Annotated in this window: 8 protein-coding genes; all 8 read right to left on the bottom strand. The window is 69.0% G+C overall.

Going from position 1 to position 11,997, the window contains the following annotated elements; genetic code table 11:
• Positions 1–46: 46 nt before the first annotated feature.
• Positions 47–1,441: an ABC transporter ATP-binding protein gene (locus tag ACZJYS_RS17975; protein WP_493179827.1), complete on the bottom strand. Its 1,395-nt coding sequence runs from the start codon at positions 1,439–1,441 to the stop codon at positions 47–49.
• The gene (locus tag ACZJYS_RS17970) at positions 1,438–2,241 is read right to left on the bottom strand and encodes an ABC transporter permease (protein ID WP_493179826.1); all 804 of its coding nucleotides are present in this window, start codon (positions 2,239–2,241) and stop codon (positions 1,438–1,440) included. The genes ACZJYS_RS17975 and ACZJYS_RS17970 overlap by 4 nt, the downstream gene beginning before the upstream one ends.
• On the bottom strand, positions 2,238–3,182 hold the full coding sequence (locus tag ACZJYS_RS17965; RefSeq protein ID WP_109519292.1) for an ABC transporter permease: 945 nt from the start codon (positions 3,180–3,182) through the stop codon (positions 2,238–2,240). The genes ACZJYS_RS17970 and ACZJYS_RS17965 overlap by 4 nt, the downstream gene beginning before the upstream one ends.
• 10 nt (positions 3,183–3,192) lie before the next feature.
• A complete protein-coding gene (locus tag ACZJYS_RS17960; protein ID WP_493179825.1) occupies positions 3,193–4,629 on the bottom strand; it encodes an ABC transporter substrate-binding protein in 1,437 nt (478 codons plus the stop codon).
• A gap of 302 nt (positions 4,630–4,931) precedes the next feature.
• The gene (locus ACZJYS_RS17955; protein ID WP_379652071.1) at positions 4,932–6,089 is read right to left on the bottom strand and encodes a molybdate transporter family protein; all 1,158 of its coding nucleotides are present in this window, start codon (positions 6,087–6,089) and stop codon (positions 4,932–4,934) included.
• A gap of 114 nt (positions 6,090–6,203) precedes the next feature.
• Entirely contained in the window at positions 6,204–9,026 is a 2,823-nt protein-coding gene (locus ACZJYS_RS17950) for a cation-translocating P-type ATPase (RefSeq protein WP_493179824.1), read from the bottom strand.
• 51 nt (positions 9,027–9,077) lie between these two features.
• Positions 9,078–10,052, bottom strand: a complete 975-nt coding sequence (locus ACZJYS_RS17945) for a lactate/malate family dehydrogenase (protein WP_493179823.1) — start codon at positions 10,050–10,052, stop codon at positions 9,078–9,080.
• Positions 10,052–11,533 carry a DASS family sodium-coupled anion symporter gene (locus tag ACZJYS_RS17940; RefSeq protein ID WP_109519296.1) on the bottom strand — a complete coding sequence of 494 codons (1,482 nt, stop codon included), beginning with the start codon at positions 11,531–11,533 and terminating at the stop codon, positions 10,052–10,054. The genes ACZJYS_RS17945 and ACZJYS_RS17940 overlap by 1 nt, the downstream gene beginning before the upstream one ends.
• Positions 11,534–11,997: the final 464 nt, after the last annotated feature.

The following is an 11,997-nucleotide window of genomic DNA, read 5'->3' as shown; positions in this document are numbered from 1 at the left end:
AAGGCTAAGATAGAGTAGAAATCCATAAAATATGAAATATATAACCTCAAAATCTCAAACGAATATTAGAAATTTTTGCCGCGATAGCCTCGTCATGAGTCACGAGAAGCACAGCTAGGCGCTTTTCCTCGGCAAGTTCGTCGAGCAGCTGGATGACCCGCTGCTGTGCCAAGGGATCGAGGCGTGAACTTGGCTCGTCCGCAAAAAGAAAGAGAGGGCGGAGGAAAAGCGAGCGCGCCAGCGACAAGCGCTGCAGTTCGCCGCCGGATAGTTGTCCCGGAAGCCGCTCGAGCAGGCTTCCTGCCAAGCCAAGCCGGTCAAGGATGGGCGAGAGGCTGCCCAGGGAGATTTCGTGCAGCTTTGCAAGATCGGTATAGCCCCGTCCCACCGGCAGATGCGGCGCGAAGGAACTGGGCGGGTCCTGATAGAGCTTCTGGAAGCGGTGTCGCGCAACGCCGGGTTGATGCCATACCTTGCCATGGTCGGGGCGGCACAAGCCCAGCAGGATGTTACCCAGTGTCGACTTCCCACAACCGCTTGCGCCGGTGACGGAGACGATCTCGCCAGCAGGCACCTCGAGATCCAACCCGGCGAACAAAGTCCGTTCCTCGTAGGTCTTGGCAAGCCCTCTGCCCACCACCACCGGGCTACCTCCCGAACTCGCCCGGGGCCGGTCCGGCCAATTGGCCGGCAAGGCGCCGATCAGCGCGCGCGTGTAGTCGTGCGAGGGTGCCGTCAGGATACGGGAGACCGGCCCCTGCTCCAGAAGCCTGCCTTCGAGCAGCACCGCCGCCTCGCCGCCGAGCCGCTCGGCCAGCGCGAGGTCGTGCGTGACCACGATGGTGGTCTGGCCCTGAGCCGAGGCTGACTGAAGGCCTCTGGCCACCTCCTCCACCCGATCGGCGTCCAATCCCTTGGTTGGCTCGTCCGCCAGGAAAAGTCCGCCCCCTCCCACCTGGGCCGTGGCGAGTGCCACGCGCTGGCACATGCCGCCCGAGAGCTGGTGCGGGTAGCGCCGGCCGCTGGCGCCATCGAGGCCGAACGCCGCCAGCCCCGCCAGCGCCAGACGCCGCGCCGCCCCCAAGCTCTTCCTGCGGACATACCGATGCACCTCGCTCACCTGCTCCACCGCGCGCATCGAGGGGTCGAGCGCCAGCCAGGGCTCCTGCGGAAGCAGGCAGAGCTCCCGCCCCCACAGGGCGCGGCGCTGGCGCTGCGGCAGCGCCAGCAGGTCGGTATCGCCCCAGAAGGCCCGGCCGCTGGCCTGCAGCTCCTCCGGCAGCGTGCCCATCAGCGCGTGCAGCACCAACGACTTGCCCGAGCCGCTCTCGCCCAGCAGGGTGAAGGTGCCGCCCGGCTGCACCGCGAAGGACACCTCCTGCACGATGGGTCCGCCGGCGCCCCGGACCGCCAGCCGCTCGACGCGCAGCCCCCGCGTCACCGTGAGCCGCGCCCGGCCAGCAGGTGGAGGGACAGCACGGTCAGTGCGACCATCGCGGTGGGGAGCAGCGCGTGCCACGGCGCCTCGGCGTAGTACGGGAGCAGCTCGATCGTCATGGTGCCCCATTCGGCCACAGGCGGGCGGAGGCCGATGCCGATCACCGACAGGGCGGAGATGGTGAAGATGGCCGTGCCCAGGTTGAAGGCCATCAGCGTGCTCAGCACCGGTGCCAGCGGCGGCAACAGCAGGTGCCGCGCCACGTAGAGGCGCGAGAAGCCGTTCAGCCGCGCCGCCTCGACATGCGGCCGCCGCAGCTCGAAGGCGGCGACCGAGCGGGTGACGCGGAAATACTCGACCCACTGGTAGCGCGCCAGGCCGAGGTAGATGAACACGAAGTTCCCCGGCCCAAGGCTGGCGAACAGCAGCACCAGCAGCACGCTGGGCAGCGCCATGACGCCGTCGGCCAGCAGCGAGAGGGCGCGGTCGGCCAGGCGGCCGCCCGCGGCGGCCAGCAGGCCGAGCAGTACGCCCGTCACGGCGGCGCCGGCGACCGTCGCAAGCGCCAGCGACAACGACAGGCGGGAGGCTGCGGCGAGCCGGGCCAGCATGCTGCGGCCGAGCTGGTCCGTGCCCAGCGGATCGCTGCCCCCGAAGGGCGCCAGGATATTGAAGAGGTTCTGCCGGTTCGGATCAGCCGCGATCAGCCAGGGGCCGAGAAGTGCGAAACCCGCGATGGCGGCGAGCAGAACCGCCCCAACCCAGCGGCCGGCACCCATGCGGCGGAGCACCGGCCGCCTCATCGGGCGCTCCGCGCCCGCGGGTCCAGCCAGAGGCAGACCAGATCGACCATTGTGTTCACAACCACGAAGATCAGGCCAAGCGCCAGGGCCGTGCCCTGGATCATCGGCACGTCGCTGGAGAAAACGGCGCGCACGATCGCCTGGCCGATGCCGGGAAAAGCGAACAGCGTTTCCACCACCACCACGCCCTCGATCAGCACCATGGTCTGCTGGCCCAGCACCGCCACCACGGGGATCAGCGCGTTGCGCAGCCCGTGCCGCCACACCACCAGCCACTCCGGCAGGCCCTTCTGCCGGCCGTAGCGGAAATAGGCGGTGCGTTCCGTCCGGGCCAGGCTGTCACGCATCACGCGGGAGGTGACGGCCGCCATGCCAAGGCTGAGGACGGCCGCCGGCAGCACCAGGGAGGACCAGCCGGAAAAGCCGGCGGAGGGAAACCAGCCCAGCCGCACCGCGAAGATCGCGGTGGCCACGATGCAGAGCGCATAGGTCGGCACGGTGCGGCACAGCGTGGCCACGCCCAGGGACAGCCTGTCGAACCATCCGCCCGGCGACAGGCCGGCAAGGATGCCGACCGGCAGCGCCAGCGCCACGGTCATCGCCAGGGCCAGCCCGGCCAGGGCGAGGGAACGCCCAAGCTGCTCGCCCACCTCCACCAGAACCGGGCGGTTGCTGACCAGGGAGCGGCCGAAATCGAGCGCGGCGACCTGCCGCAGCCAATCCAGCAGGCGCAGTGGCCAGGGCCGGTCGAGCCCCAGCGTGCCCCGCACCGCATCGGCGAGTTGCATGGACATCAGGTCCGCGCTGTAACGCGAGGCCGCCACGCGGAAAGCCACGTCGCCCGGCAGGAGCTGCATCAACAGAAAGCTGAAGCAGCCGACGCACAGCGCCGCGGCAACCGCCTGCAACGCCCGCGCGGCCAGCAGCCGGGCGACGAACATCCCGGAACTCCTATCGGGCGGGGCGAATGTCGCGCAGCCCGTAGCTGAGCTCGTAGGGGTCGAAGCGCACGTCGGTGACGCGCTGGCTCACCGCGAAATTGTAGTCCAGCCAGGAGAGCGGGATGACCGGCAGCTCCTCCTGCAGGATCCGCGTGACGAGGCGGCGCGGCGCCTCGCGCTCCGCCGGCTCGAAGGTCGTGCTCAGCTTGCGGAAGGCGTCGAGCAGGGCCGGGGAGGACCAGCCCATCGCGCCCCAGACGCCGCCCTTCGGGCCGAAATCCTCCTGCAGCACACCGAGCGGCTCGGGCACCAGCGCGTAGTTACGCGCGGCGAGCGCCAGTTGCAGCGAGCCATCGGCGTGTGCCGCCGGAATTTCGGCGCCGCCGACCGCCTGGACATCCACCTCGATGCCGACCTCGCGCAGCTGCGCCTGGATTGCGGTGGCCATGATGGGCAGCTCGGGGAACACGGTCACCGTGCGCAGGCTGAGCCGGAAGCGGCGGCCGTCGCGGACGAGGATGCCGTCGGCTCCGGGGCGCCAGCCCAGCTCCGCCAGCAGCCGGCGGGCCTCGGCGGGGTCGTGCGCCAGAGGCGGCAGGCTCGGGTCATGCCAGCCGGCCAGCACCGGCGGCAGGAGCTGCGTGGCGGCGGCCGCGGGGTTGCGCAGAATGCCGGCGGCCATGCCGGCGCGATCGACCGCCAGGCTGAGGGCACGCCGCGCCCGCGGGTCGGAGAGCAGCGGGTCGCCGGAATTGACCAGCATGATCCGCGTGCGCGGCACCGGCTCGGAACGCAGCGCGATCCGGGGATTGCCGGCGAGGCGGCGCATGGCGGTGGGCGGCAGGGTGAAGGCCAGGTCCGCCTCGCCGCTTTCCGCCATGGTGGCGCGGCTCTCCCCTTGCGCCACTGAGAGATAGGAGGCGCGCGTGAAGGCGGGCGCCGGCCCGCTCCAGGAGGGCGAACGCTCCGTCTCCAGGCTGAGCGGCGGCGCGAGGCGGCTTACGCGGTAGGGGCCGGTGGCCACGATGCGGGTGACATTGCCGGCCGCATCCAGCGATGAGGGGGCGAGGATGATGGAGGAGTAGTTGGCCAGGAAGGCCGGCAGCGGCGCGAAAGGCTCGCGCGTGCGGATGACGACCGTGCCATCCTCGGCGGAGATCGAGTCCAGTGCGACCTGGTTCAGCACGCCGCCCTTGCCGCGCGAGCGCTCCAGGCTGGCCACGACGGCCTCGGCGGTCACAGGCGTCTCGTCATGAAAGCGGGCCTTGTCGCGCAGCGTGAAGCGCCAGACCTTGCGGTCGTCCGACAGGGTCCAGCCTTGCGCCAGGGCAGGCACGGCCTGGCCCTGCCGGTCGAAGCTGACCAGGGTCTCGGCCACGTCCATCCGCAGGAAGATGTGCCCGGCCTGGGCAGGCTCGAGGCCGAGGATCTCAAAGGGAGCGACCACGCGCAGAGGCCGTTCCTGCGCAGCCGCGGCGGTGGTCAGGAGCAGCATGCAAAGGGCTGCACGCAGGAAGAGGCGCAACGGAAGCTCCATGGTTCTGGCCTTGGCGCAGAAAATGCGGATGCAACTTAATGTCAACGTCTGACAGGAGCTTAAATGTCTGATGCCCCGAAATGCACCTGAGAGGCATCAATCGATACGGGGTGGAAATTCACCATATGCCGTTGATTCCTAAGGTGATTTATCGGGCCTGTGCAGCAGGAGACCAGCCGCCTGGAAATGCTCCTGGGGTGCGGAACACTCTCTCAGCCTTGCGTGGGAGCGCGGAGCCGCTTCACGGTGCCCCGCATGACCTCCATGCCCCAACCCGCCATGAGGCCCAGGGCCGGGTTGAACAGTGCCGTCGCCACAGCCGTGACGCCGATCACGGGCCAGCAATCCGGACGGGCATCGAAGAGGCGCCGCGACAGGGCGAGGTCGGTTCCTGCGACCAGCAGCAGCGCCCCGACGGCACTCAGGGGGATGGTTGCGAACAGGGCGGCAGCGCTGCCCGCGAAGCCGAGCGCCAGGACCAGCAGGACCGCCCCGAAGAGAACCGGCGCCAGCCCCGTGCGCGCCCCGAAGCGGTGTTGCGCGGTGATGCCCCCGGCTCCGTGGCACATCGGCATGGCGCCGAAAGGGGCGAGCAGGAGGTTCATGGCCCCAGACGTCAGGGCGAGGTTGCGCACCGTCGCGCGGTTGGCCCGGTCCGGGTAGAGATCGCGGCAGATGGCGGCGGTGACGATGACGGCATTCGTCAGAGTGAGCGGCATCTGCGGAAGGGCCGCCATCTCTACGGCCTGCCAGACCACGCTCCAGCTCTCCGGCAGCACCAGGCGGGGCAGGTGCAGGCTGAACCCGGCAACCTCCGGGGTGGGGGTGAGGCCGGTGGAGAGGCCCACCGCGACGGCTGCTATCAGGACAAGGGGTGCCACCGGCGCCTGTGGCCAGAGGCGCGGCACACCGAACAGCAAGGCAAGGGCCGGAAACCCGATCCAGGGCGTCTGGAGCACCATCGTCAGGCCCAGCCAGCCCATCATCAGCCCGAGGCCGAGCTGCAGTCCGGCGGTCACCGACTGCGGGATGAGCCGTGCCACCCGGCCGATGAGGCCGGTCGCACCGAGGAGCAGCAGGACGGCGCCGATGACGAGCCCGGCGGCGGCCGTGGCCTCGAGATTGAGCTGCCCCGTCAGCAGGACGGCGGAGACCGCCTTCATGGGCTGGACGGCCATGGGGAGGCCGTAGAACAATCCGGCCGCGACAAAGGACACGCCGAAGCCGAAGAGGACCCCCGCCGGAGCGAGCCCCGCCACGGTCATGGCACCGATCACATGCGGCACGAAGGTGCCGAGATCGCCGCAGGCGCCCGCACACTCGCGCATCAGGCTGCGTTGCGGCCGTATGTCTGCCTGGCGGTCGGTCATGGTCACTTGTAGCCCACGTTGCAGCATGGGTGGCAAGGCTGCGCTGTGCAGGCGGCTAGCATGTGGTTCCAGAGGTCAGAGTGCCCGAAAAAATTGCACCCTGGGCGGACCGGTTCAGCGGGTCAGGGCCACCAGCCTCGCCCGGCTCATTAGCTTGCTCAGCTCCCGCAGCCAGAGCACCGAGCTTGCGGCGGCCACGCAGACCAGCCAGTCGCTCAGGCTCAGCGGCACGGTGGAGAAGGCCTGCTGGAGGAAGGGCAGGTGGACCACCGCGACATGGAGCATCAGCGAGAAGAGGATGGCGGCCCAGAGCCAGGGATTGACGAAGAGGCCGCGGAAGGCGCTTTCCTCGTCGGACCGCGCGTTCAGGACATTGAAGAGCTGGAACAGGGTCAGCGTCGTGAAAGCCATGGTCTGCGCGTAGGGCAGGTCGCCTGAGCCCGCGATCATCCCGCCCGGGAGCGATGCGTCGAGCACGAGCAGCGTCCCCGCCGCCATGATGGCGCCGACGAAGACGATGCCGGCCCACATGCGGGGGGTGACGACGCCCTCGCCGCGGGGACGGGGCGGCCGGGACATGGCGCCCGCATCGGCCGGATCCATGCCGAGCGCCAGGGCGGGCGCGCCATCCGTGACGAGGTTGATCCACAGGATCTGTGTCGCCAGCAGCGGCAGCGCCACGGCGCCGCCCGCCGTGGATGCCAGACCGATGTGATCGGCCAGCACCACGCCGAAGAACATCGTCGCCACCTCGCCGATATTCGACGACAGCAGGTAGCGGAGGAACTTGCGGATGTTGGCGAAGATGGCGCGGCCTTCCTCCACGGCGGCGACGATCGTGGCGAAGTTGTCGTCGGCCAGCACGATATCCGCCGCCTCCTTCGAGACATCCGTGCCGGTGATGCCCATGGCCACGCCGATATCGGCGGCCTTCAGCGCCGGCGCGTCGTTCACGCCATCCCCGGTCATCGCCATGGTCGCGCCATGGCGCTGGAGCGTGCGGACGATGCGCAGCTTGTGCTCCGGATTGACCCGCGCATAGACCGAAACCTGGCGGACGGTGCGGCTCAGCGCGTCATCCGGCATTGCCTGCAGCTCCGTCCCCGTCACCACGCCCGCGTCATGGGCGATGCCCAGCTCGCGGGCGATCGCCGCCGCCGTGCCGGGGTGGTCGCCGGTGATCATGATGGGGCGGATGCCGGCACCGCGGGCCCGCGCCACGGCCAGCTTCGCCTCCTCGCGCGGCGGGTCGATCATGCCGATCAGCCCGAGGAAGACGAGCCCTTGCTCGAGCTCCTCGCCCAGAAGCTCCCGGGCGGTGCCGTCCTGCGGCAGGGAGCGGAAGGCGACGCCAAGGGTCCGCAGGGCCTGGCCGGCGAGCGCCTCGTTGGCGCACAGGATGCTGGCCCGGCGCTCGGCGCTCAGTGGCTGCGCCTCCTCGCCCACCAGCTCGTGCGTGCAGCGCTCCAGCAGCACGTCCGGCGCGCCCTTGGTGAAGGCGGTCAGGCGGCCCTGGCGCCGGGCATCCCGGTGCAGGGTGCTCATGAGCTTGCGCTCGGACGAGAAGGGCACTTCCCCGATGCGGGGGAAGCGCGCCTCCAGCGCCCCGCTGTCCAGCCCCGCCTTGCGCGCGGTGACGATCAGCGCACCCTCGGTCGGGTCTCCCTGCACCGTCCAGCGCCCGTCCTCCGCCTCCTGCAGCACGGCGTTGTTGGCGCGCTCGGCCGCCGACAGGGTGCGCAGCAGTTCCGTCCGCAGGCCACCCTCGACGGCACCGCCCTCCACGCCCCGCATCCCGCCCACGGGCGCGTAGCCGGCCCCCTCCACCTCCACGCTGCCGCTCGCGGTGACGACGCGGCGCACCGTCATCTCGTTGCGTGTCAGCGTGCCGGTCTTGTCGGAGGCGATGACATCGGCCGAGCCCAGCGTCTCCACCGCGGCGAGGTGGCGGACGATGGCCTTGCGCCGGGCCATGCGCTGCACGCCGACGGAGAGCACGGCCGTGACCACCGCCGGCAGCCCTTCCGGCACCGCCGCGACGGCCAGGGCGACGCCGAGGATCAGCACGTCGAAGATGGCCCGCGCGCCACGCACATCCTCCACCAGGAGGATGGTGCCCACCATCACCACGGCGATGGCGATGACGATCGTCCCGAGCATGCGGCCGACGCGGTCCAGCTCCCGCTGCAGCGGCGTCCTCTCCTCCGGTGCCGATCTCAGCATTCCGGCGATGCGGCCCATCTCCGTCCGCATGCCGGTCGCCGTGACCACCGCGCGGCCATGGCCGTAGGCGGCGGCCGTGCCGCTGAAGAGCATGTTGGCCCGGTCACCCGGGCCGGCCTCCACCGCCAGGGCCTCGGCCTGCTTCGGGACAGGCAGGCTCTCGCCCGTCAGCGCGGCCTCGGCGGTCCGCAGGGCGGCGGAATGGACGATCCGGGCATCCGCCGGGATGGTATCGCCTTCCTCGACCAGGATGAGGTCGCCGGGCACCAGCTCGGCCGCAGGTATGCTCCGCTGCGCGCCGTCCCGGACCACCCTGGCCTGGGCGGCCGACATCTGGCGCAGCGCGGCCACCGCCTGCTCGGCCCGCGCCCGCTGGAAATAGCCCATGGCGGCGTTGAGCAGCACCACGGCCAGGATCGCCATGGCCTCGTAGGGCAGCGCCGCGTCGCGCTCGATCAGCCAGAGCGTGGCGGAGACGAGGGCGGCGGCCAGCAGCAGGATGACCAGCATGTCCTGGAACTGGGCGAGGAGCTTGCGCCAGGCCGGGACCGGCTTCTCGCCGGCCAGCTCGTTGCGGCCATGCCGGGCCAGCCGCCGCTGCGCCTCCGCCTCTGAGAGGCCCCGCTGCGGATCCGTGCCGAGGCCCGCCAGAACCTCGGCTGCCGCCTGCCGGTAGGGCTGGACCCCGTCCTGCTGCGCGTCCATGCCGGTCATGCTCCTTGCCCGCTCCCGGTTGCTCGGGCAGCACGGTGGTCCGTGGTTGCTTTATGCCCGGCTATCCAGGGCCTTGGGTGGGAGCGCCCCGAGCCCGGCCCGGATCGCCTCACGCAGCACCCCGGCGCTGTGCCGCAGCGCCGCTTCCTCCGCTCTGTCGAGCGGCGGCAGGAATGGCTCCGAGGCCCCCTGGGCGGAAAGCACATGGGGCAACGAAACGCAGGTCTCCTCCACCCCCAACAACTCCTCCATGAAGGTGGAGACGCTGAAGACCACATGCTCGTCGTTCACGATGGCCCGAGTGAGCCGTGCGATGCAGCCGCCGATGCCGAAATTCGAGACGCCCTTGCCTTCCTTGATCCGGTAGGCGGAGGTCCTGACCTCCTTTGTCATGGCTTCCCGTAAATCAAGCGGCAGAGGGTGGCCCAGCTTCGCGGCGAAATCGACTAGCGGCATGCCGGCGATCTGCGCGCCACTCCAGTGCAGCACCTCGGAATCGCCATGCTCGCCCAGGACATTGGCATGGATCGAACTGGGCGAGACACCCAGATGCCGCGCCAGGCGGTCGCGGAAGCGGGCGGAATCCAGAGCGCAGCCGGTGCCGATGGCGCGGCCGCGCGGTAGGCCGAAGTGCCGCACTGCCACCGCCGGCATTACATCCACCGGATTGGTGGCGAAGAGCAGCACCGTATCCGGCACCACCGCCAGCACCCGTTCCAGCACTGAGGCCACGACACCGACATTCGCCGCCAGCAGGTCCAGCCGGGTCTGGCCGGGCTTCAGGCTGGTGCCGGCCGTCACCACAACAACCTGCGCTCCTGCGAGATCGGCGTAATCCCCGGCCGCCCGGATGAGGGCCGGGCTGCCGAAGGCCGCGGCATGGGCGATATCCGCGGCCTCCGATCTCGCCCGTGTCTGGTCCATGTCCAGCAGCACAATCTCGCTGACACCTGGCACATTCGCCAGGAGGTAGCCGGCGGCGGCGCCAACCAGCCCGGCGCCGATGATTCCGACCTTACCTTGCATCACAGAACTCCCATCATCGGCCAGATGGTTGCGGAGAACAGGACGAGAAGCGCCAGCCCCGCCAGCGTAATCAGGATCCCGACTTTCGCAAATTGCAGTGTCGAAAAGGCGCCTGTCGCATAGCAGAGCATATTCTGCGGCGCATTGGTGGGCAGGATGAAGCCGAAGGACACCACCATGGCCTGGATCATCACGATGCCGAAGACGGTATCCTGCCCATAGGGCAGGGTCTGGGCGAAGGCGATCATGATCGGGATCAAGGTGCTTGCCAGCCCGGTGGCCGAGGCGAAGCCCAGGTGCAGCAGGATGCTGAAGAGGGAAAGCGCTCCTACCACCAGCGCGACCGGCATCGCATCCAGACCGAGCTGCCCCAGCGTCACGCCCGCCAGCCAGGAAGCGGCGCCGGTGCGGGAGAGCAGGATGCCGAGTGAGATGCCTGCGGCGAAGAGCACGATTGTGCCCCAGGGAACCTGCTTCTCGGCCTGAGACCAGGTCATGACGCCGATGCGCGGCATCAGCAGCAGCGCGATGCCCAGCTGGGTGGTCGTTGTGGTATCCAGCGGGTGCAGCACACCCTCGGTGGACCACATCACCAGCAGCAGCAGTGCCACCAGCATCAGCCGCCACTCGGCGGGCGTCACGGGGCCGAGCTGCGCGACCTCATCCGCCAGGCGCTGCTTCGCTTCCTCCACCGGCGGCACATGCGGCCGCAGCAGCACCAGGGCGACGACAAAGAGCACAGCACACATCGACAGAGTGAAGGGCAGAGCGGTGATGAACCATTCGCCCCAGGTCAAGGTGCGGCCGAAGGAGGCCTGCATGAAGTTCAGGCTGATCAGGTTCTGCGCCGCGCCGGTCTTGACCGCCATGTTGAAGATGGAGCAGGCCTGTGCCGTCACGATCATCAATGTCGCGCCCAGGCTGCTCGTCACGGGCAGGCCGAGGGCGGTGGTGATCCCAACCATGATCGGGATGACCGCGCCGACGCGTGCCGTGGCGGAGGGGATGAAGAGCGCCAGCACGAAGCCGACGATCATGGCACCCAGCGTCAGCCGCGCCGGGGAAATGCCGACGCGAGACATCACCAGCAGCGCCACGCGCCGGTCCAGCCCTGTCAGTTTCAGGGCCACCGCCAGAAACAGCGCCCCGGCCACGAGCAGCACTGCGGAGGAAGAAAAGCCGGAAAGCATCTGCCCCAGCGCATCCGCCGAGCTCATGGCCCTGCCGCCCTCCGCCAGGGGCTTGCCCATCAGGCCCAGCACCGCCATCCCGGTGAGCACGACCGCGCTGGCCGCCGGAGAAACGCATTCACTGATCCAGAGGATGATCACCAGGGCCAGTAGCCCCAATGCCACCTGCCCTGAGGCGCTCAGCCCCGTCGGCGTGGGCAGCATCAGCACCGCCAGATAAGCCAGCAGCGCAACGCCGAACCACATCAACTTGCGGTTCGATGTTGGTTCAGCAGGTGACATCAGGATCATGGGAATCTCCAGAGAATCAGAGGGTGCTGTCTCCAGGGCGTAGATGCAGCCGCCATAAGCTGCATGCACGGTCGGGCGGCAGATGGCGGTGGCTTCAGCAGCCATGCAGCGCAGCGGGCAAGCCGTAGCTCACTGATGGGATTGCGTAACAGGTAAATTCTCCTGCCGTCAGTACCGTCGTTCGCCGGCTCGGTGTCGCCTCAACCCTTGCCGGACCCGGGCACCCAGACCGTCTCTGCCAAGGGCAAGTGCAGCGCCGCCCGTATACCAAGCAAAATATTCTGCCGGCTTCAGGTGTTGTTCTCACTGCATCATGAAATTTTCTGTGATCTGAAGAAATTCATTCTCCTGCAGGCTGTTATAGATCTGCCGCTGAAGGCCTGATTTTGCTGAATCTCCACGGCGGATCTTTGCGGGGGAAACCAAATAAGTTCAGTGCATTATTGTTGACCCATAACAGTCTC

The sequence above is a fragment of the Roseomonas sp. TS2 genome (genome assembly GCF_058833935.1).
This window is presented reverse-complemented; position numbering and strand designations above follow the sequence as displayed.